Genomic DNA, 21,497 nt, shown 5'->3' on the forward strand with positions numbered 1-21,497 from the left:
CTTTCGAGTCGAATTTATATACTCGAATGATGTCGATTTCGAAATAAAGCTGATTACCGGATGTTTCCCTTCATTCAGGATCGTTACTTGGGAACTCTGGACTTAATATCGGCTTTCATTCGTCGAACTTTAGCGCTCGTTTAAAACGGCGCGACGACGGAAACGCCACGCGGCGTGGCGCCTGGAAAATGCAGGAGAATAAATCAGGGCCGAATCTGGTCAGCGTCCAGATAAAACCGGCACTCGATCAAAACTGCGCCGCACGAGATGCCAGCGGACGCGTTCTTGCGATTCTTTATCGAGTTCCGTCAGAAAGCGCGTTTTCCCCGCGATAACAGCGCCCACCGGCACGCCATCACAATAAAGCACGCGATTACCCGGTATTGCGGGGACTTTTTCTCCCGGCAATAACGTTCCCGCCAGATTCAGCGGATCGACAGCGCTGATTGCGATCAAGCTGTTATCAGCGGGACGGTTGCGCATGTCGCGCAGAAGCGGCACGGCTTCGGGCAATGCGAACTGCTCGCCCGACAATCCGGCTACAAACCGTCCGCCGCGGATTTCGCCGCGTGCTTCCAGCCGATGAAAGACGCGCAGCAAGTCGCGCCACGGCGGCAGCCAGTCGGCTTCGCGTTCCAGCAGGCGCCAGAAAACGACGCCGTATCGGCGCAGCAAGGTCATGGCGACGTGTTCCAGGGCATCGGCCGGAGCGCCTTCGGTTTGCGCGCGGCGCAGCAACGCCCAGCGGCCGGCGTCGTCCATTCCGCCTATAAAACGCCCGCCGCGCCTTGGCCGGCGGCTGCCGAATGCGTTGCGCCGGGAAGCCGGCGCGAGCAACGCGCGCAGGCCCGCGAAGCTATCGGCGTTGACTAGTCCCATCGATACCAGTTCGCCCAGCGCCGTTTCAAGCTCGGTATCGAGCAGACGCACGTCGGCGCGCAGTTCGTCGAAGAACATCGCGCCGTGCGTGGTCAGGGCGTCGAACACCATTTGTGCGCGCGAAGACGGCTCGGGCGGCTGAGCCGGCTGCATCAGCGCGTTCCACGCGGGCAAATTGCGCCGCGGTAATAACACGATTGGCGTGGTGCGCACCGGGCCGCCGGAACTGCGCGAGCGCGCGCCCGCCCTGCTCCAGACGACCTTGCCGGCGCGGCAGATATCGTCGAGCGTGGACATTGAATATTCGCCGAGCCGCGCGGGCAGGATTTCGTCTTCCCACGCCACCGCCGGCGCTTCGTAACCCTCGAGCTGCTCGATGACCGCCATCAGCGCGTCATGACCATCCGCGTGCGGATCGGCCTTGGAATCCGCGCTCAAATGCTGCCAGTCGAACTGGAAGCGCATGAAGTCCTGCAACTCGACTGGTTCGATTTCGCGGCGCAAACGGCGCACGGTGTATCGATGAATACGGGCAAGAAGATGTCGTTCGCACCATTCTTCTTCCAGCGCGCCCGGGCTGAAGCGGCCGCGCATGACGTAACCCTCGGCTTCGAGGCGCGTTAGCGCGAGCGCCACGGAAGACGCCGGGACCACCAACGCGCGCGCGATTGCCGATACAGGCAACGGCCCGAAACCGCTCAACCGGGCGCGCACGATTTCTACCAGGGCATCGTCTTCGTTCCACGCTTCGTCGAAACCTGCGAGCGGCTTTAAAAGTGGCTGCATGCGTGCAACCGGATGGATGGCGCGCACACACGTGAGGCGTTCGAGCGGCACCCACAAACCTTCATTCGATGCCACCAGCAAACGCGTCGCGCGTCCCGAATTCGCCAACGCGGCGAGCCATTCGGGCCAGCGGTCATTGGCTTGCGCCTCGGCGTCGGTCATGCAGGCGAGCGTTGACAACGCTTCGTGCATTTCGTCGGCGTTACGCACCGACGGCCACGCTTCCTCGCGCACGCCCGCGATGGCGTCGGCGTCGAGCGCGCCGAGATCATCGGCGGATTCCGGGTCGGTCCAGCGCCGCGCCAAAACCGCTTGCGTGCGGCGTTCCTCGATGGGGGCATCGTCGAGAAAAGCGTAGGGACGCGCCGATAAAACCTCCGCCGCCAACGGCGACGGCGCCGGCAGATCGCGCGTGACCAGCTTGATATCGCCACTTTCCATTCGGCGCAACAGCGCGAGCCACGCGTCGCAATCCATGGCGTCGTGCAGACAGTCATCGATAGTCTGGTCCACCAGCGGATGACGCGGCACCTCGCGCTCGCCCACCACGTTTTCGACGCACGCAACCTGATCCGGGAACACGGCCGCCAGCAGGTCCTCGCTTTTCATGCGCTGCAATTGCGGTGCGACGCGCCGTCCTCCGGCATAACGCGGCAAGGCGAGCGCGTTGGTCGCGTTCCAGCGCCATCGCACGCCGAAAAGCGGCGCGTCGAGCAAGGCCTGGATCAGCACGTGTTCTGCCGTTGCCGAGCGGAGGTAACGCCAGACTTCATCGAGCGGAAAACTGTGACTGCCCGTCAGCGACAGAACAATCGCGTCTTCAGTCGCCGCGGCCTGCAACTCGAAGTTGAACGTGCGGCAAAAGCGCTTTCTCAGCGCCAGGCCCCACGCGCGATTGACGCGGCTGCCGAACGGCGTGTGAATGACGAGCTGCGTGCCGCCGGAGGCGTCGAAAAAACGCTCCATCACGAGCGTATCCTGCGTTGGCAAGACGGAAAGCGCAGCACGCGAGCGCGCCAGATATTCAACGATCTGCCGCGCGGCGGGTTCGCCAATACCGGTGGTTTCATCGAGTTTCGCGATCGTTTCGTCGACCGTGAATGCACCGAGCCACGCGTCCACATGCTGATGCAAACGCGCGATCGCAGCTGATAATTCGTCGCTGCGGCCGGGCGCCTCGCCGAGCCAGAACGGAATGTTCGGCGGCTGGCCGTGCGCATCTTCCACCCGCACCCGGCCGCCCTCCACGCGCATGATCTTGTACGACGCATTGCCAAGCTGGAACACATCGCCGGCAAGGCTTTCGACTGCAAAATCCTCGTTGACCGTGCCGATCTGCAAACCTTGCGGTTCGAGCAGGACGGCAAAGTCGGCATTGTCCGGAATGGCGCCGCCCGATGTCACAGCGGTCAGTCGCCCGCCGCGCCGGCCTCGCAGCGTGTGCGTCACCGCATCCCGATGCACATAAGCACCGCGCACGCCGGTTCTTCCCGTATAGCCTTCGGCGAGCATCCGCAAAACCGCGTCGTATGGCGCGCGTTCGAGCGCGGCGTACGGCATCGCGCGGCGCACGAGCGCGAACAGCGCGTCCTCGTGCCATTCGCGGCTCGCCACTTCGGCCGCGATCTGCTGCGCGAGGACATCGAGTGGCGCGTTCGGAATGTGCAGTGCGTCCAGTTCACCGCGCGCGACGCAATCGAGCAACGCCGCGCATTCGATCAGATCGTCGCGCGATTCGGGAAAGAGCCGCCCTTTCGGCGTGCCGCCGACCTGATGCCCCGAGCGCCCGACGCGCTGCAAAAAGCCGCCGATCGATCCCGGCGAACCAAGCTGGCAAACAAGCTCCACGTCGCCAATATCGATGCCCAGTTCCAGCGACGCTGTCGCGATCAGCACCTGCAATTCCCCGCGTTTGAGACGCTGTTCGGCGTCGAGCCGCTGCTCTTTTGCAAGACTGCCGTGATGCGCGGCGACCGCGGACTTGCCGAGGCGTTCCGTGAGATGGCGCGCGACGCGCTCGGCCATGCGACGCGTGTTCACAAACACGAGCGTGGTGCTGTGCATAGCGACCAGTTCGGCGAGCCGGTCATAGACACGCTCGCGCACATCGTTGGACATGATCGCGTCGAGCGGCACGGGTGGCAGTTCGAGCGCGAGATCGCGTGTGCGGATATGGCCGACATCGACGATCGAACACGGACGGTTGCCGGTCAGGAACTGCGCCACCCGTTCTATTGGCTTTTGCGTCGCCGATAACCCCACGCGCACCGGCGTTTCCTGAAGCCGTGCCAGACACAACGCGTCTAGCCGTTCGAGGCTGAGCGAGAGATGCGCGCCGCGTTTGTTCCCGGCGACGGCATGGATTTCATCGATGATCACCGTGCGCACGGTGGACAACATCGCGCGGCCGGAATCGGAACTCAGCAGCACATAAAGCGATTCCGGCGTGGTGACGAGAATATGCGGCGGACGCTTTTTAACGGCGTTGCGCTCCTTTTGCGTGGTGTCGCCGGTGCGCACGGCGGCACGGATTTCAACGGGCGGCAATCCGAGCCGCTCGAGTTCGGCCGAAACGCCGGCGAGCGGTTCTTCAAGGTTGACGCGAATATCGTTGGATAGCGCCTTCAATGGCGAGACGTAGACCACGCTGGTTTCATCGGGCAACGGCTGCTTCACGCTTTCATGCACAAGCTGGTCGATAGCCGCGAGAAACGCCGTCAGCGTCTTGCCCGAACCCGTGGGCGCTGCGACGAGCGTCGAACGGCCGGCTTTGAGCAACGGCCAGGCGCGCGCCTGCGCTTCGGTGGGCGCGGCGAAATGCTGGTCGAACCAGTTCACGACGGCGGGATGGAAGCCATCGAACGGTTTTGATATCGACTTTCTGGTTGCGGTCATTCGCCTAGTTTATTAGCGGCCGGGAAAACGCGTTCGCTGTCCATCGCTTGATTGAAGATGATCGAAACGATCAATCGAATGCGCGATTTGCGCATCTTGAAAATACGGACTACACTCCAACTTGATCATTCCAATCATTTATGTGATCGATTCGAGCATTCGACTCGAAGTCGCCCCTCAGACAGGCATCAAACCGGAGACCCGCATGGCCCAATTACCTATCAAGCGCTCGATCGAGCGCGTTCCTGGCGGCATGATGATCGTGCCCTTGCTGATTGGATCGCTGATCGCGACCTTTCTGCCCGGCATGCCGAAGTTCTTCGGCTCCTTCACGAACGCGCTCTTCACGGGCGCGTTGCCTATTCTTGCCGTGTTTTATGTGTGTATGGGCGCGAGCATCGATGTCAAGGCCACGCCGTATCTCGTCAAGAAAGGCGGCGCGCTGTTCGCAGCGAAGATCGGCTCGGCGATCGTGGTCGGGATCGTGCTCGGGCATTTTCTGGGCGAGCAACCGGTGTCATCGGGGATCTTCGCGGGAATTTCGACGCTGGCCGTGGTCGCTGCAATGAACGATACCAACGGCGGCCTCTACATGGCGCTGATGGGCCAATACGGCCGTTCGGAAGACGTGGGCGCGTACACGATCATGTCGCTGGAATCGGGCCCTTTCCTCACGATGGTCACGCTCGGCGTGGCAGGGTTGTCGGCGTTTCCGTGGCCGACGCTCGTGGGCAGTATCCTGCCGCTGGCGGTCGGCATGCTGCTGGGTAATCTGGACCGAGAAATGCGCGACTTTCTCGCGCGCGCCGTGCCCGTGATGATTCCGTTTTTCGCTCTGGCGCTCGGCGCGAGCCTCGACTTGCATAAAGTCTGGCAAGCCGGCTTGCTCGGCATCGGCCTTGGACTGGCTGTGGTGATCGTGACGGGCATTCCGCTTTATTTCACCGATCGCATGACGGGCGGAACTGGCGTGGCAGGCGTCGCGGCAGCGAACACCGCGGGCAATGCGGCTGCCGTTCCGGCCTTGATCGCGGCGGCGAATCCGGTCTATAACGAGGCCGCGAAAAGCGCCACACTGCTGGTTGCGGCGTGCGTGGTCGTGACGGCGATCGTGTCGCCCATCCTGACCGCGGCCATCGCCAAACGCGCGAACGCCCGGGCCGAGGAGCGTCGCGTCCTGAACAAAGAGGCCACGCGATGAACGCGACGAACATCCGCCGCAGCATCCTGATCATTGCCGACGACCTGTCCGGCGCCGCCGATTGCGCGATCGCGTTCGCCGGCGCGGGGCGGCGCACCATAGTCACGCTGGATGCATCGAGTGCGGTCAAGGCTGATTCGGACGCACATCCCATTGACGTAATCGCCGCCGATACCGACACCCGCCGCTTCGCGCCGCCAGCCGCTGCGCGCCGGACCGCCGAAGCGCTCAACACGCTGAATGCGCCCGGGCGCCGTGTGTACAAGAAGATCGATTCGACCTTGCGCGGCAATTGGGCCGCCGAAGTCGCGGCGCTGCAGCCGCACGCAGGTCTCGCGATCGTCGCGCCCGCATTTCCCGCGACTGGCCGCACGACGCACCGCGCGCGCGTGCTCGTGCATGGCGAACCGCTGGAAAGCACCGATACATGGAAGCTCGAAAACGCCGACCGTCCGGCGAACGTGCAGGCAATGCTTGAAGACGCCGGTCTGCGCTGCGATTCAATCGATGTGGACACGCTACGAGGAGACGCCGAGATCCTGCGCCAGCGCATTCGTGCAACGACGAAGGATCGTATCGATGCGCTGATCGTCGATGCTCACACCGGCGACGATCTCAAGCGCCTCGCCGAGATTACGTCGCAACTCGATCATGAGCTTTTCTGGGTTGGATCGGGCGGACTTGCGCGCGAACTGGCGACGCTGCCTGATCTCTTCAGCAGCGCGCCGGGCGAAGCGCCTGTTCACGAGAAACAGGAAGGCTCGATCCTCGTGCTGGTCGGCAGTCTGTCGGCAGTTTCAGAGCGCCAGTGTGCGATGCTGCGCGAGCGCGCTGGCATCGCTGAAATGATCGTGCCGCCAGCCGTATTACGCGCCGGCGATCGACACGCCGACTGGCGCGAATGGCAATCGAAGATCGGCGATTTTCTCGTGAGGCACATCGATTTGCTGGTTCGCATTGGTCGCGACGACGCTTTCGATCCCGCCGAAGGTGCGCATCTGTCGAACGCACTGGCCGCGTTGGTCGCGCCGCATTTCGGGCACGTTGGCGGTTTGATCGCGACCGGCGGCGAAACCGCCCGCGCGATGCTTTCTACCGCGGGCATCGGCAGCCTCGACTTGCTGGCCGAAGTCGAAGCCGGCGTCGCGGTAGCGCGACCTTCGGCGCCGCTGCCGTCGCGGCCCGCCATTGTCACCAAGGCCGGCGCCTTCGGCAGCGAGCACGCGCTGTTCGGCGCGTGGGAACACCTGCAGCGTCTGCCGCTGAATACGCACTGAAGACGCGTTGAATACGCATTGAATCCAGGCGCGCGCGAGTTAAACAAAGCGCCTCACATACACGGAGCAACACCAAGACCATGAGCAACTACCTTCCCGTAATCGGCATCACGATGGGCGATGCAACCGGCGTCGGTCCCGAAATCGTCGTCAAAAGCCTGACGCACGACGTGGTCTACGCGCAATGCCGCCCGCTCGTGATCGGCGACGCACGACGCCTCGAACAAGCCAACAAGATCGTCAACGGCACCGCGAAGATCCGCCGCATCAAGGACGCGACCGAAGCCAGATACGAGCCGGGCACGATCGACTGTATCGACCTCGACCTGATCCCCGACGACCTGCCTTTCGGCAAGCTCTCGCCGATCGCGGGCAATGCCGCGTACCAGTACATCGCGCGTGCGGTCGAGCTGGCGGAATCGAAGCAGATCGACGCCATCTGCACCGCGCCGCTCAACAAGGAAGCGCTGCACGCGGGCGGTCACAAGTATCCCGGTCACACCGAAATGCTCGCGCATCTGACGGGCGTGAAAGAAGTGTCGATGATGCTCGTCGCGCCGCAATTGCGCGTGATTCACGTGACCACCCATATCGGCATTATCGATGCGATCAAGAAGATCGAACCCGGTCTCGTGCAGCGCACAATCGAGCGCGGCAACGCGACGCTCATCAAGGCGGGAATCGCAAAGCCGCGTATTGGCGTGTGCGGCATCAATCCGCACGCCGGCGAGAACGGCTTGTTCGGCTATGGCGAGGAAGAGGAAAAGATCATCCCCGCTGTGAAGGTGCTGCAGGAACAGGGACTCGATGTAACCGGCCCGCTTCCCGCCGATACGCTCTTTTTCCGCGCCGGGCGTGGCGACTTCGATCTCGTGGTCGCGATGTATCACGATCAGGGACATGGTCCGGTGAAAGTGCTGGGTCTCGAAGCCGGCGTGAACGTGACGGTCGGGCTGGAAGTGATCCGGACGTCGGTGGATCACGGCACGGCATTCGATATCGCAGGCAAAGGTATTGCCGACGAACGCAGCCTTCTCGAAGCCTTGCGTCAGGGCGCGGAACTTGCCACGCGCCGCGGCTGAGCCAATGGACTTCGGTCGTGTAACATCGGCGGCCTTGTTCACTGCATGAGCCCCTCACGATGAAAGCCGCCGACCGTCACCGCGCCATCCTCGATCTCGTCCTCACGCGCGACGCCAACGTCGAGCAGCTGAGCGAAGCGCTGGGGGTATCGGAGGCGACGGTGCGGCGCGACCTGACTATGCTCGCGAAGGAGCGGCGCCTCGTTCGCACTTACGGCGGCGCGACGGCGCTGGTCGGCTCGCACGAGCCGGAGGCGTCGCTGGAAGAGCGCAAGTCGGCGCAGCGCGAGCAGAAGGAAGCGATCGCGCAAGCAGCGGCGCTGCATGTCCAGGACGGCGACACTGTTTTACTCGATGGCGGCACGACCTGCGCCGCGCTCGCGCGCCAGTTGAGCGCGCATCATGACTTGCATGTGGTGTCGAACAATTTGCTTGCTGTGATGACGCTCGCGAATGCGCCGGGTGTGCGGATCACGCTGATTGGCGGAGACCTGCGGGCAACGAGCATGAGCACGCTCGGGCCGCTTGCCGAGTTGGTGCTGAGCCGCTTGAGCGTGGATGTCGCGTTCCTCGGCGCCGATGGCGTGGCAGCGGATTTCGGGTTGTGCGAAGCGACGGCGGAGCAGGCTTATCTGAAGGATTGCATCATCCGGCGCGCGGCAAAGGTAGTCGTTCTCGCCGATGCCGACAAGCTCGGGCGCGCGAGGCAGCAACACTGGACGCCGCTCGAACGGGACTGGACGTTGATCACCACGGATCTTGCCGGGAAGGAGAGGCTTGCGCCGTTTGAAGCGTTGAAGGGGGTTGTGGTTCAGGTGGTGGCGATGTCGTGATTCTCCTCAAGACGCCAGCTCACGGGGTGCTCCAACCGGTCCAAGATCGTCGAATATCCACATTAAGCAATTCCGAAAAATCTCACCATCACGCCCCGTGGAGACGAGCACGACTTCATAACTGATGCCCGATGTCGCCACCCGGTAGCGGCGTGACAGCCTGTTTTGCGGCTTCGCGCGCGGCTTTTGGCAAGGGCGGCGGGCTTGCACTGCTGCCCTGCGATACCACGCGTTGTCTATCGATGAACATGCGGTTTGGCAACGTAAATCCTTTCAGAGCGAGCAGTTCCAGCGGTCCTTTGCCCACATCCGTGCGCATAAAATAACTCAGCGGATACGTCAGGCTCGCAGGCGCAGCGGTGAGCGGCGGTTGCATCACGAGGCTGTCGAGTGACCCATGTCCGCGCGATGCGTCCTGTTCCACACCGCTCCAATCGTCTGCCGCCGGGTGCGACGTAGCCTGCGAATTTTTGCGCGAAGACGCGTCGATAGCCGTGGTGGCAGCCAACGCCATCCTTGTATCCGGCGTGGCTTGCCAGGTCAGTTGAAACGTCGCGCCATCGATGGGTTCGACCTTCGCGCGCTCCAGCATCCGCACGAAAGCCCAACGCCCGCCAAACTCGAAGTTCTTGCTCGTGCCCGCCGTTTCGGTTTGCCATTGCAGGCGCGTACCCGCGACCTGCGGATCGTTCGATGGCCACTGCAACCCGTACCATCGTTCCCGCTGGTTGTAGTAATGCAGCTTCTGCGCGTCGAGCGTCAGCACGGTATCCGTTATGCCCGGTGTGGGAATGGGCTTGAAGTCAAATCGATATTGCGGCTCGCCCTGCGGCATCAAATGCCCCGCGATGCGTTGCAATGTATTCACTGCTTTCAGAAACGCCGGATCGAACTGCAATCCGCCGCCGCCCGTGTTGACTTCTACCCACTGGTCTCCTTGCAATTCCAGCACGCCCGCAAGTTGCGAACCGAGAAACGACGCGATCAACCCGCCTTGCGGCCTGATGAACCGGGTCAATTCGGGGATCGATGCGTCGTTGTCGGTGTTGTCGAACGGATAGCGTCCCGCGAACGACTTATTCCAGTTGACCACGATGGACCGATGCCAGGTATCGTCGAGACTCGCTTTTGCCGGTTGCAAAACGATCTGCGTGGCTTGCGCGACCGGTCGCACGAACAATGCATCGCCCATTCCGGACCATTGCGCGCCAAGGCTCGCTGCGACCAGTTGTGCGTAGGCTTGGGTATCGGCGAGTTCGGAAGCTTTGCCTTGAAACAACGCTTGCGCGAGTTGGCGGGCTTGCGCGTCGGCATCCGTGCCGTTGCTGATCTGCTGAAACTTCAAACGCAGCGCCGTCACGCGTTCAAGGTAGCGTTGCATGCTGACGTCGCCGGCTACCGCTGTCCTTGCTGTTGCCGAATCGCTGACCTGTCCCATAAGCCTCAGCACTGGACCGAACGATACAGCCAGCGGCCCGGCAGCGCTCGTATTGGACATCGCTGTCATGTCCTCTTTCTTGCCAAACATGTTCTGTGCTTTCGCGACCAACGTATCGGATAGCGACGCCTGTCGCAAACCCGCGTTACCTTGATAATCGAGAGATTTCATCAAAGCGATCACCGGCGACTGACGCGCATCGGCAAGCAGTTTCATTTGCTCGATGGCGCCGGGAATGTTCGAGGCACTCTGCCATTGCAGCGCATTCATGAAACCCTGCCAGTGCTCGGCGTAGTCGTTGAAGTATTGCGTTGTCAGGGCTAGTTCGAGCGCATCCGTGGATGATTCAGGTAGTGCTCGTTCGACGGTATTGGAAAGAACCCAATCCCGCGTCACATCCCGGCTCTTCGCTGCCTCGGTAATCGCCGCTGCGACGTAACCTTCATAAGCTTGGCGCGTGTAAACGCCAGGGACTGTCGCGCTGGTGCGAATCAATCCCCGCGTGTCGGTGCCTGCTGTGAGCGTTGCGAGTGTTTGATCCGGGTATTTGTTGCCGGCGCCGGCAAGCACGCTTTGATAAACGGTGTCCTCCGAATTGCGCACGCCGATCACTGAGAGCAATGTTTGCCGCGCGGCATTCACAAGTTCCGCGTGCGGCTGGATGCGCCAGGCGTCGTGCGCTTTGAGATGTTCCGCATAAAACGCAAGAAGGCGTTCCGAGATATCCAGCTTCGCGCCGGGGGAAATATTCGCGCTTGTGGACCAGTAATGCATCAGTTGCGGCGCAATGAAATCAACCTCGACCCGGTTCGGCTCTGCCAGCATGAGGTAAGTTTTAAGCGCTTTATGCCCGTCCTGAGCGGCCGCGTTCGCGTGGTCATCGAGCGTGTCAGTTGGCATCTGGCTCAGGTCCACGAGTGAGGCTTCGAGGTTTTGCTGAATGGGTGCCACCAGCAACGAACGACTGGCCTTTGTGTAGTGCGGCCACAGCGCAGCGAGAATCGCGGCGTCCTGATTCAGTCCGAAGCGCGACCATAACGGCGGCTGATGCGCGACGCGCTTTTCATAGGTGCCAAGTGTCTGTTGCAACGCGAGCAAGGCTTGCAGTCGGGCGGCGGGATCGGTTGCTGTCTCGAGTGTCTGGATCGTCTGCCGGGCCTCTACAACTTCGCGCCCGTTTGTCATTCCCGACACAAACATACCCGCGATCCATACGCAAGTGACGCCAAGAGCCATGACCGAAAACACCGTCACAGGATGCCCGTTCATGCGTTTTCCGTGCGCCTTGCGCGAGATCTCGCCGAGGTGCTTCCAAAGCGGTAGATCGGCGGCTGTCAGCGCATCGCGGTCGGCCTCTTCAATATTGACGGTCACGGGGTACGGTGCAAAAAAAGCGCTCCTTACCGGTTGGTGCCGGGCGTGGCGGCCTGCTAACGACGCAATCAATGCCGCCAGTGGCGCGCTGCGCTTATCGAGCCGCTGAGACAGAACCGCCCCATACGTGTCTTTGGTATTTCGAATCAGTTGCGCAATGCTGTTATGGCCAATCCGGCTACGCAGTGCGAGCAGCGCCGATTCGATCGAACGCGCATTGGCGTCGGCCTGAAACTCACAGCCGATGAGCGCGGTGCGTCCGTCGTTGACCTCGTCAGTCTGCGCCACGTCGAGCGCATACACCGGCGCGGACCAATGCAGGATATCGGTAATGCGCGTGAGGGTCACGCTGTTGCTGTTAGTACCACGACGCGGCAACGTGGTGTCGGCGTTGCCGTCGAGCGTCAGGATCACGGCATCGATCGGGCGGCGTCGCCGCAGCGTGTAAATCTGCCTGAGCCATGTGGTATCGGGACGGCCGTCTGTGTCGGGTGCGCTCCAGAGCAATAACGCATCGCCCGTGCTTAACCAGCCTTGTGAGGTCAGCTCAGGCATCAATCGGCGAACTACAGCGTAATCGCCCGTTATGAGCAGTCTGGGTTGGCGACGCAACGCACGTTCACGCAAAGCGAACTTTAGGCTGTCGAATTGGGATGCCTTTTGTTTCTCTGCTAACTTCGCGTCTTCCTGATCGAATTGATCGGGCGCGGCGTCGGTATTCATCGCTTCGCGAGGCACTGTGTCATAGCGCGCGGCATCGCGCGTCAGCGCACTCCAGGCGCTCGCAACGGGACCGCGAAACACGATTAGCAGTGCGCAGACAGCGCCGATCAGCACAAAAAGCGCGCTACGTTCCGAGATCAGTGATGCGCCCGGTGCGCTGCTGAAATACACAGCCGATGCCGCAAGCGCGCCAACGGCCACAATGATCGCGGCGTATTTCACGCTGAGACGGGTAGTCATTTAATGATTCACTTTATTCTTTATGATCCAGCGCATGGTGCGAGTAATGCCATGCACCGGATATATCAGCGCGCTTCGTAGGCGAAGGCGCGCGAGGTTCGTTTGAGCGTCCAGATTTCAGCGCCGACCTGAATCGCTACCAGTACAGGAATCGCGCCAAGCATCGCGATCTTCAGCGTGTCGCTCAGGCCATTGGGCAACAAGATCAAAAACAGGCACGCGACGAATGCAACAACCATCGCGAGAAACGGCCATGAAAAATAGCGAATGGGCGGATGCGCCGGACGTGATATCGGTGTCGGGTCAGATGCCAACAAATTCCATGCAACACCGTTCGCATGCGGGACCGCGACAAGTTGCGCGCCCTGTCCGTGCTGAACCATTTCAGAGGCTAACGCCTGAGCAAGCCAGCGGTTCGCCGGGCCGCCTTTGCCAATTGCCTTGTCAATGTCGTGATGCTCGATCTTCAACCCTGAGTCGTTCAGGGCAGCAGCGACCGAGTGTGCGGTGATCTTGTTCAGGTGGCTCGACCAGACGTGACGAAGTTTGCCCACCGGCGTCTGTTCGGCGCTTAAAAGCGTTGTTAATGCCTGCTCCGCGGTGCTGAAATCGGCGGTGATCGGCCTGAAGATCAAGGCTTGCGGTCTGATCTTCGTTCTCGCGGCGAATTTCGCCGAGGTCAACAGCAAGGCGACTGCCACTTCGGAAAACTCGGCGGCGACGTCGGGTGCATGCAACTGGCACGCTAAAACGATGCGGCACTCGGGCGGGCGCACGGCGAACCACGGGCCGTTCAACGGTGATATTGCGTGGGGTGCAAGCCACTGGAACGTGGGCGTGTGCGGCAAGCTGAGACGGCCCCATGCCGCACGCAGATGAACGATGTCATTCTCGCGATCGGTTTGGTAGACAATTTCCAGTTGCTCTGCGCGTTTCATGCGGGTCAATGCGGGGACAAGCGGCGTGAGGAGTTGATCGAAGACCGATTGAAGTCGTGAGCCGCCTTGCCGCACTTCCGGTTCTGGCAACAACAGCGCTTTGCCCGGATTGTCCGGAAGCGTTCCCTCAAGTTTAAGCATGCGCTCGGCGAGTTCAGGTTCAGGCGACAGCACGACGCTATCGACCACAATGATCCGCGTCTGAGTCCATTGCCGCCAGCCGGTTTCGTGCTCGTCGGAAAGGTAGTTCCACCAAATGGCGCGGTTCTGGTCCTGCAAATACGCGAAAAACAACGCGCCGCACACGCCGAACCAGAAGAGCCACGGAATCACGATCAGGCCGATCAAGAAGTCCGGCACCAACGCGGGCTGCCCCTTCGGCCACGTATAGATGCGCGTTGCAGCGCCGATTGCCTGGACAAGAATAAACAGCGCAGCCAGCAACCACCCAGGGGGCGGTAGCGCATCCGCTTGACGCGGCACGCCAGATAAATACCAACGACGGTTCATGCGATCGTCACGCCCGGATTGCGTGCAATGACCACGCTGCCGCATTGTGTGCGACAGCCGTCGACCACGAGGTTTCGACCATGAAAGCTGAAGCCCGGTCCATCTTCGACGATCGGGTTGTCGCCGTGCTCGGGGCACGACACAATATCGCCTTTGACCGCGGCCTTGCGTCCGTTCAGATTGAACGCTGACGAAGCGGATTTGACCTTGCCGCCGTGACTTGTGTCGTCGCCTTCGCAGACTGGTTTTTTCATGGGTTCTCGCAGTAGAGTTGGTTGCGCTTGATTTGTTTTACGGCGTTTTCGGCTGTCCGGCCGAACGGATAGAAGCGTCGCAGGTAAAGCGGTCTTGGCCTGAAGGGGAACGGAGTTCCGAGAGGACCAATGGCCGGCGCGACGCAGTAAAGTTGCCGCCAAACACGCCGGGAGGATAGGTTTTTTCAAGCTCGATATCTCGCACAAGAGGAAACCCTTTCACGTAGGCATCATCCTGTATTGTCTCGGCCACATACAATTTATCTTTTGTTACCGCAATCAAAAACTTCTTTGAATCATCCGAGGGTCGACTGGAGTATTTCAAATAGTCGAGCCATCGAAAGGTACGTCCAGAATCGGTCGAATACGCGAAATAGCTAGTGCAACCTCGATCACCGCATGATCTGTTTTCAGCCGTCGGAAGCACAACGTTTGCGCCGGATGGGTCGTCAATGACTACACGTCCTCTATAGCCTGTCGGATCTCCAGTCCAGACCTTTTCATGAATCCCCAGCGCGGTGTTGTTGAAGTAGTTATCGCCGTAGCAGCGATCGTAGTTTTCCAAAGTCATGAACCGATGAGCATCAATGCGGTAAGTTACCTGGATCGGCGCGTTCGGATCTGGCTTGAAAGTGTAGGACCTCCGCGCACGGCTACTATATGCGGCGTGTTCAGCCGCAGTCATATCCTCATAATCAGTCTGGCACCCAGCCAGCGCCGGGACCGCAATCAATAAGCTCGCCATTGCAATGCACTTCATGCTCCTCTCCATTGTTCTCATGGCGTTTTCGGCTGTCCAGCGGAACGGATGGATGCGTCGCAAGTAAAGCGGTCTTGGCCAGAAGGTGTGCGTACCTGAACCATAAAAGTCGGTCTACTCGACGCACTGAAACCGTCGCCCTTAACTCCCGGCGGATAGGGCTTGCTGATGTCGATACCGGGAATCAAGGGATACTGTTTCACGTAGGAATTGCTTAAAATCTTCTCAATAACATATAGTTTCTGGGCGGCAACCGCGATTGTGAAATTCGCGGAATCCTCGGATGCAAGTGAGCTGTACTCCTTATAGTCGAGCCATCGAAAGGTACGTCCAGAATCGGTCGAATACGCGAAATAGCTGGTGCAACCTCGATCACCGCACGACGAATTCCTCGCTGTAGGGACAACGACGTTCATGCCTGATGGATCATCGATTACTACCCGCCCTTTGTAGCCCGTTGGTTTTCCGGTCCAGATTTTTTGATGGATGCCGAGACGAGTGTTGTTGTAATAGTTGTCGCCATAGCAGTTATCGTAGTTTTCCAAAGTCATGAACCGGTGGTCATCGATGCGGTATGTCATCTGGATTGGAGCATTGGGGTCTGGTTTATAAGAGTAGATGCTACGGGCATGGCGGCTATATTCAATGTGTTGCGCGGCTGTCATATCCTCATAATCAGTCCGGCATCCAGCCAGCGTTAAGACCGCAACTAGCAAGCCCACCGTTGCAATGCACTTCATGCTCCTCTCCATTATTCTCATGGCGTTTTCGGCTGTCCAGCCGAACGGATAGAAGCGTCGCAGGTGAAGCGGTCCTGGCCTGAAGGGGAACGTAGTCCGGCAGGAAATTGAGGAGCCTTGTCGCCCGTTTCCCACAGCCCTTTTGTGCCATCCAAGTGCGTCAGGTCCACCATCGAGTACAGCGGTCCTTTTCTTACGTAGGCGCCTTTGCTTTGCTCCAAATTAGGAGCATCTGCTTTGACGATGTAAAGGGCGTTTGTAGTTACCGCGATCTTGTACTTTTCCGACGCCTCTGAAGGCCGACTGGAATATTTCAAATAGTCAAGCCAATGGAACGTGCGCCCGGCATCGGTCGAATAGGCGAGCGAGTTAGTGCAACCCCGCTCGCCGCATGTCGTATTTTCGGATGTAGGAAGTACGATATTTGAGCCCGAAGGATCATCAATTACTAAGCGCCCTCGGTAGTCGGTTGGCGAACCCGTCCAGACTTTTTGGTGTATGCCTAGCTGTGTGTCGTTGTAATAGTTGTCGCCATAGCATTTATCATAATTTTCTAGCGAGACGAACCGGTGGTCATCAATGCGATATGTCACTTGTACGGGTGCGTTTGGATCTGGTTTATAAGAGTACGTGCTACCGACCTGGCTGTACGCGGCGCGTTGATCCGCTGTCATATCCTCGTAATTGGTCTGGCATCCGGCCAGCGCTAAGACCGCGATTAGCAGGCTCACCGTTGCTATGCGTTTCATGCTCCCCTCCATGCTTGGTTTTCTTGATCTATTTTGGTAACGACTTCAGAGACGGTCTCCGTGTCGATCATGGACGGCATTGGCGGCGTAAATAGCGCACCATCGCTGTAATACGGGTCGGCCATTTGAGTCCAGTCAGCCTCTCGTATCAGGTCATACCAAAAGTCTTTTGATATGTCGTAGGCATCGCAAAAACCAATCGGCAGATCGTATGCGACTACGCGGCTCATAAACGCACGATGCTTGGGAAGCGTGCTGTGATTAGTTGGCATCGGTTGGTAGTTAGCGACGCGATTGTGACGCTCTTCCTCCGTTTCAAGCTCGCGACGCTTGCCCGTGTTTGCATACACGTCTTCTCGTTCCATCCAGAGCTGGCGGTCGTAGACCGAGTCGAGGTAAACGTATCCGTCGTCTAAATACTTGCCTTTCGAATCTTTCGCGGCCAGCATGTTTTGGTCCCTGCGCGATTCGTCAAAGTACACCTGCCTGTCGTTTTTTCCCGTTGCCGTCATCACCGGGGTTTGCACTGACTGCGACATCTCTTCCGCCGTAATCGGATCAGGTACCTTTTCGGCGTTAATCGCCACCTTTTGGCTTCGTTTTGGTACCGCCCACAGCAGCGTCCCGAGCACACGACGATTACCGTTCCAAAAGTCATTCGGGTCTACGCCCGCTTCGGGATCAACTATGGGCGGAAGCGTGCCAAAATTCTGCACGCCCGGCTCATCGCCACAAGGGGTACCGCGCGCCAACATTCTTTGCTTGACCGTATCGCCCAGTTCGGCCAGCAGTTCATCATCCACGCCTTGCCAGCCGATGCTCTGGAGCGGCGCGGAACCCATCACCCGGTCATGCGGATTGAAGTAGACATAGAACCGCCCGTGGTTATCGCGCTCAGGCAAACCGTAGTGCATTTTCAAATCAGGCCGCCAGAAATTCATGTCTTCGCTTGCCCCAACCTGCAATTGCTGCATAAGCTCTTCGGTATAAACGCGTTTATCCTCTTTGATACGTTGAGCGACGGCCTTGAAGGTGCGAACCCGCGCGCCGGTGGTAGGCCGTTCATTGCCACACGTAAGCGAATCCGTGAACTTGTCTTTTAGCGCGAACGGCGAATTCATCACGATCAACGCATCGGGCGCACGCGTCTTGCACAGCAAGGTCGCGGCCATTGCGACCATCGTCCCCTGACTGTGAGACATGATCGTGATGGTGTCGCGTGGCGAGTTCTCACGGATTTTGTCGATCAAATCCGCGAGTCGTTGCGCGGCCCAAACGCCATAGGTGCGCGGCGGAGCATCGTGAATTTCACGGTCCCATTCGGTGTTGAACGCCTGCAGGTTGATGCCTGCCACGTGCTTGCGAAATCCTGTTTTGCCCCACATCTGCTGCAGGTTGTTCGTTCCATTTTGGAAGGGCCCACCGCCCCATTGCCACGGCCCGCGATCGTCTTCCTTTTTCTTCCAGAAGTCGGCTCCCCACACGTTGCGCATGGGGATTCGCCATTCCTTCTCATCGCCATCTTTAGCGCGATAGCCCCAGTAGAAGCGAATAACCGGTGAATAATTCGCCTTATCCAGGCGTCGCTTGATAACGCTGTTACCGTCTGCGCCGGTCGTTGTATATTCGTTCGCCTTAAGATCATTGCGGTTTAACCGCTTGTTCAGCCCTTCACACAATGCGATCTCCGCGTCGTCATACCATTCGCCCTGCGAATTCACGCCATGCACGAAGATAACAATGCCGGGTAGGTGCGGCGGAATACGCGCTTCTGCGCGCACCTCAAAACTGGCTGGCGTATGAAAGGATTCCCAATACATTCTTCCAAACGCATCGTGTTTCATGGGCACAACACGTGTAGCGTGCTGGTGCTTATAGCGGCTACCTTCGGCGGGCGCTCCCGCAGCGTCTGCGTCTGCGTTGTTGTCTGCCGGTGTATTGGGTTGGTTTGAATCGTCGCTCATATCAACCTTTCTTGAATTGGGTCAAAAGCTTCATGCCTTGCGCAATATCGGCCTTCGAAAGCGACGTTTTACCGTCGTCGCCAGTAACGCCTTCAACGGTTTTTCCGTCTGCAAGCTGTATCTTGTAGGGACGCTTCACGAGCGGACGTCCGGTCACTGCGTCACTGAGGGTGAACATCTCGTCGTGGGAAACATCCAGTTGTTCGAATTTCGGCAATGGCAGGGACAAGCCGCCTGGACCCACCAACACCACTTCGGTGAAATGCAAATACAGCTTCCCCGCGCCGCCCATATGAACGTCGTCGGCCAGTATCTTTTCGTATGCCGTGCCGCCTCCACCAAGCACCACGCCGTTCGCCGCGTTCGCGGTCAGCGTGCCTTCGGCGCTGCTCAGGTGCATGTCCTTCGCAGCCACCATTTCAATGGCATCTGACTGCGCCTGAATCAAGACCTTCCCGCGTGCCGCGAACAACTTGATGCCGAGCTTATAGGCAAAGAGAGACAACACGTCGGCGGCCACGATCGCCACATTTCGCAGCGCACTGATCCCAACGCCAGCGCTTGTCGTCAACGTCACGTCCTTACCGGCTGCCACCGAAATACGATCGGGCGTTGCCACTGCAATTCCAGCGGGAGCCGACAGCACCATGACTGCCTGCTTTAACTCAGCAACGTTCTCCTTGAGCCACTGACTCTCGGCCTTGAGCGCGGCGATCTCGGCCTTTGCAACCGCAGCAGCGTCAGCGAGCCCTTGCGCCTGGGCATTGGATACCTGCAATTGCCCGATTGCCGGACTCATATCGATCTGCTTGCCCTGAGCCTTGGGCTGCATATCGGCGGAGAGGAACAGTCCCTTGCCTGCGCGCACGGCGCCGTATTCGTCGGTACGCAACTCGAAGCCGCCACCGCGTTCTTCGCGCTTGGCATTGACCATATGGCCTAGCGTCAATTGCGATTTGCCATACTCGGTCGCCGTCTTGATGTGCTCTTGGCCCTTCCAGTCCTCCATCCGAAACTTGTTATTAGACTGCGTGCGCAGGACGTTGCGCGACATCCACCGTTCCTGATTGTGGATCAGGTCGGATTGAATGCTGTTGTGGTGGAACTGCGAGATGAAGAGCTTATCCGGGTCGCCGTCGCGCGCCATGATGACGGCTTCCGTGCCATCGAGTACGGGGAAGTGGAAGCCGGTTTGCAGCGCCCCGGCGAACGGTTTAGCCATGCGCAGCGGCACGCTTTCGCCACCCGGATTCCATTTGTCGAAATCAAGGTCGAGACGCACCGGGTAATGCCCGGCCTTGGTCAGGTATGCATAGGGATATTTGTTCGGCGATGTGACGCGCGCGCTGAGCGCACCCCATATCCTGGGCCACTTTTTCTCGTCAATTTCTAGGCGAAAACGCCGGTTTGACGGGATCGCCTTGTATGAGTTGCTGTAGGCCACACCCCGGCCACCGGAATGATTCACCTCGATGATCACCTGGCCGCTCGGCGCATCAGGCAACTCTTCGTCAATGCGAAGAATGCGACCCGGTCGCAACTCCAGCACATTGCTCTGTCCGTGATACACGACTTGCCACGCGATTGCGGCTTCGTGCCGTAACTGCGCTTCCCACTGCGCGTCTTTCTGACTAAGGTGATTCGTGCCATACACGTAGGGCCGACCGTAGGTGGTCGTATCATCGATCGCGACGTTCGCTTCGTCCTTGAAACGCTCCCATGCGGCCAGCGGATTGTAGTCGGCGACCATGACCGACTTCGGCACCACTTCGGCGTGTGTCTCAAGCGCAAACACCGCTTCGATTCCTGCCTCGAACCCTGCATTCTCGCGATACGGCACCTTCAGTTCGGGCGTATAAACGTAGTGGTCGATATCGTCACCGAACACGACCACGTCACCGTGCCTGCCTTGCTCAATGTAGAAATAAATGCCGGCCTTTTCACATAGAAGCTTGATGTAATCGAAGTCCGACATCTGGTACTGCAAGCGAAAGTCGTGGACGGGATATTCGCGGCGCAGCTTGAATACAAACTGGTGATCCATGAATTCGCGAAGCATCATCGAATTGATGATTTGTGGCGTGCTCTGGTGCTGGTAGACGCGGCTTGCATGCAGCAGTCGCATTCGCGCCATCTGCGCCTCGACAACGAGCGTGTACCGGAAATAATCTTTGGTTTTCTTGATCCGCTTGAACCCCGTGACAACGCCACGATAAACACGTGGCTGTGTGCTGTCTTCGGCGGTGATCGTGAAGTGACCGTCGCGTCCCAGGTAGTCGGCGCGAGAAAGCTGTTCGGGATGTGTCAGCTCGATCGTGATCTGGTAAGGCGAGGCCATGCCTTCGCGTGCTTGATACGAGATGACCGATATGTCCCTGGCGTTCGCTGCACTCGGCACATCAAGGTGGTACGCCTGCCGTCCCGTCACGGGTCTGTTATTCGATTGGTACGCGTCGGCGTACTCATGAGTGTCCCGCATGTTTGAAGCCTTGATCTCTCAGATGAACCGTGACCAACTGATATTGCCGATTCTTTTATTGGAACAATCGTCCTAGTCGTTTCAAAAACAAGACGGAATCGTGAATGATCAGCCAACGTTGCTCGAGAGTGCAAGGGGCGAGAGCGGCAACCGTGAGAGATTCGGATTTATCTGAGAGAGGTTTCGACTTAGGACGTATCAGCCGCGTCGGGAATACGATAATCAACACGTTGTAGCGTGTACTTTTTTAAGTTTCGACGTGAGTAAAGGACTCTCGTCTTCTACGCATCTTCCGTAGACCATCAGGTTTGCCAACGAATAACGCGCTAGGCACCCAGACGCTAAATCTTTCCTGGAATTAGCCCAACAGCAAAA

The 21,497-nt window shown here is 59.2% G+C and carries 13 protein-coding genes; 4 read left to right on the forward strand and 9 right to left on the reverse strand.

Annotation, left to right across the window (positions count from 1 at the left end; all coding sequences use genetic code 11):
* Positions 1–219 precede the first annotated feature (219 nt).
* Entirely contained in the window at positions 220–4,560 is a 4,341-nt protein-coding gene (locus ASG35_RS27995) for a DEAD/DEAH box helicase (protein ID WP_056365419.1), read from the reverse strand.
* A 205-nt stretch (positions 4,561–4,765) separates the two neighbouring features.
* Here ASG35_RS27995 and ASG35_RS28000 point away from each other — a divergent pair, with 205 nt between their 5' ends.
* From ASG35_RS28000 to ASG35_RS28015, 4 genes are all read left to right on the forward strand, one after another.
* Positions 4,766–5,761, forward strand: coding sequence for a 2-keto-3-deoxygluconate permease (locus tag ASG35_RS28000; RefSeq protein ID WP_056366097.1), 996 nt, complete (start codon positions 4,766–4,768; stop codon positions 5,759–5,761).
* Positions 5,758–7,038: a four-carbon acid sugar kinase family protein gene (locus tag ASG35_RS28005; RefSeq protein ID WP_056365423.1), complete on the forward strand. Its 1,281-nt coding sequence runs from the start codon at positions 5,758–5,760 to the stop codon at positions 7,036–7,038. The genes ASG35_RS28000 and ASG35_RS28005 overlap by 4 nt, the downstream gene beginning before the upstream one ends.
* An 80-nt stretch (positions 7,039–7,118) precedes the next feature.
* Positions 7,119–8,120, forward strand: a complete 1,002-nt coding sequence (gene pdxA, locus ASG35_RS28010; protein ID WP_056365425.1) for a 4-hydroxythreonine-4-phosphate dehydrogenase PdxA — start codon at positions 7,119–7,121, stop codon at positions 8,118–8,120.
* Between the two features lie 59 nt (positions 8,121–8,179).
* Positions 8,180–8,953, forward strand: a complete 774-nt coding sequence (locus ASG35_RS28015; protein ID WP_056365429.1) for a DeoR/GlpR family DNA-binding transcription regulator — start codon at positions 8,180–8,182, stop codon at positions 8,951–8,953.
* Between the two features lie 115 nt (positions 8,954–9,068).
* Here the strand turns inward: ASG35_RS28015 and ASG35_RS28020 are convergent, their stop codons facing one another.
* From ASG35_RS28020 to ASG35_RS28055, 8 genes are all read right to left on the reverse strand, one after another.
* Positions 9,069–12,728, reverse strand: coding sequence for an ImcF-related family protein (locus tag ASG35_RS28020; protein WP_056365430.1), 3,660 nt, complete (start codon positions 12,726–12,728; stop codon positions 9,069–9,071).
* A 65-nt stretch (positions 12,729–12,793) separates the two neighbouring features.
* A complete protein-coding gene (locus ASG35_RS28025) occupies positions 12,794–14,176 on the reverse strand; it encodes a hypothetical protein (protein WP_056365432.1) in 1,383 nt (460 codons plus the stop codon).
* Positions 14,173–14,430, reverse strand: coding sequence for a PAAR domain-containing protein (locus tag ASG35_RS28030; protein WP_056365434.1), 258 nt, complete (start codon positions 14,428–14,430; stop codon positions 14,173–14,175). Before ASG35_RS28030 ends, ASG35_RS28025 begins: the two co-directional genes overlap by 4 nt.
* Positions 14,431–14,467: 37 nt before the next feature.
* Complete coding sequence (locus ASG35_RS28035; RefSeq protein WP_156393396.1) at positions 14,468–15,190, reverse strand: T6SS immunity protein Tli3 family protein; 723 nt, start codon at positions 15,188–15,190, stop codon at positions 14,468–14,470.
* Positions 15,191–15,207: 17 nt separating this feature from the next.
* Positions 15,208–15,930 (reverse strand): T6SS immunity protein Tli3 family protein, encoded by a 723-nt coding sequence (locus ASG35_RS28040; protein WP_156393398.1) that lies wholly within the window; start codon positions 15,928–15,930, stop codon positions 15,208–15,210.
* A 17-nt stretch (positions 15,931–15,947) separates the two neighbouring features.
* On the reverse strand, positions 15,948–16,679 hold the full coding sequence (locus ASG35_RS28045; protein ID WP_156393400.1) for a T6SS immunity protein Tli3 family protein: 732 nt from the start codon (positions 16,677–16,679) through the stop codon (positions 15,948–15,950).
* Positions 16,676–18,643: a T6SS effector phospholipase Tle3 domain-containing protein gene (locus ASG35_RS28050; protein ID WP_056365446.1), complete on the reverse strand. Its 1,968-nt coding sequence runs from the start codon at positions 18,641–18,643 to the stop codon at positions 16,676–16,678. The genes ASG35_RS28045 and ASG35_RS28050 overlap by 4 nt, the downstream gene beginning before the upstream one ends.
* Position 18,644: 1 nt before the next feature.
* Positions 18,645–21,122, reverse strand: a complete 2,478-nt coding sequence (locus ASG35_RS28055) for a type VI secretion system Vgr family protein (RefSeq protein ID WP_082508647.1) — start codon at positions 21,120–21,122, stop codon at positions 18,645–18,647.
* Positions 21,123–21,497 lie beyond the last annotated feature (375 nt).

The organism is Burkholderia sp. Leaf177 (assembly GCF_001424345.1).
In the GTDB taxonomy this organism is placed as follows: domain Bacteria; phylum Pseudomonadota; class Gammaproteobacteria; order Burkholderiales; family Burkholderiaceae; genus Caballeronia.

Bases quoted from the DNA above. Each gene is read 5' to 3' on its own strand.
- ASG35_RS28005 (WP_056365423.1), top strand. From the start codon at position 5,758: ATGAACGCGACGAACATCCGCCGCAGCATCCTGATCATTGCCGACGAC.
- ASG35_RS28040 (WP_156393398.1), bottom strand. From the start codon at position 15,930: ATGAAGTGCATTGCAACGGTGGGCTTGCTAGTTGCGGTCTTAACGCTG.
- ASG35_RS28045 (WP_156393400.1), bottom strand. From the start codon at position 16,679: ATGAAACGCATAGCAACGGTGAGCCTGCTAATCGCGGTCTTAGCGCTG.
- ASG35_RS28030 (WP_056365434.1), bottom strand. From the start codon at position 14,430: ATGAAAAAACCAGTCTGCGAAGGCGACGACACAAGTCACGGCGGCAAG.
- ASG35_RS27995 (WP_056365419.1), bottom strand. From the start codon at position 4,560: ATGACCGCAACCAGAAAGTCGATATCAAAACCGTTCGATGGCTTCCAT.
- pdxA (WP_056365425.1), top strand. From the start codon at position 7,119: ATGAGCAACTACCTTCCCGTAATCGGCATCACGATGGGCGATGCAACC.
- ASG35_RS28000 (WP_056366097.1), top strand. From the start codon at position 4,766: ATGGCCCAATTACCTATCAAGCGCTCGATCGAGCGCGTTCCTGGCGGC.
- ASG35_RS28035 (WP_156393396.1), bottom strand. From the start codon at position 15,190: ATGAAGTGCATTGCAATGGCGAGCTTATTGATTGCGGTCCCGGCGCTG.
- ASG35_RS28015 (WP_056365429.1), top strand. From the start codon at position 8,180: ATGAAAGCCGCCGACCGTCACCGCGCCATCCTCGATCTCGTCCTCACG.
- ASG35_RS28055 (WP_082508647.1), bottom strand. From the start codon at position 21,122: ATGCGGGACACTCATGAGTACGCCGACGCGTACCAATCGAATAACAGA.
- ASG35_RS28050 (WP_056365446.1), bottom strand. From the start codon at position 18,643: ATGAGCGACGATTCAAACCAACCCAATACACCGGCAGACAACAACGCA.
- ASG35_RS28025 (WP_056365432.1), bottom strand. From the start codon at position 14,176: ATGAACCGTCGTTGGTATTTATCTGGCGTGCCGCGTCAAGCGGATGCG.
- ASG35_RS28020 (WP_056365430.1), bottom strand. From the start codon at position 12,728: ATGACTACCCGTCTCAGCGTGAAATACGCCGCGATCATTGTGGCCGTT.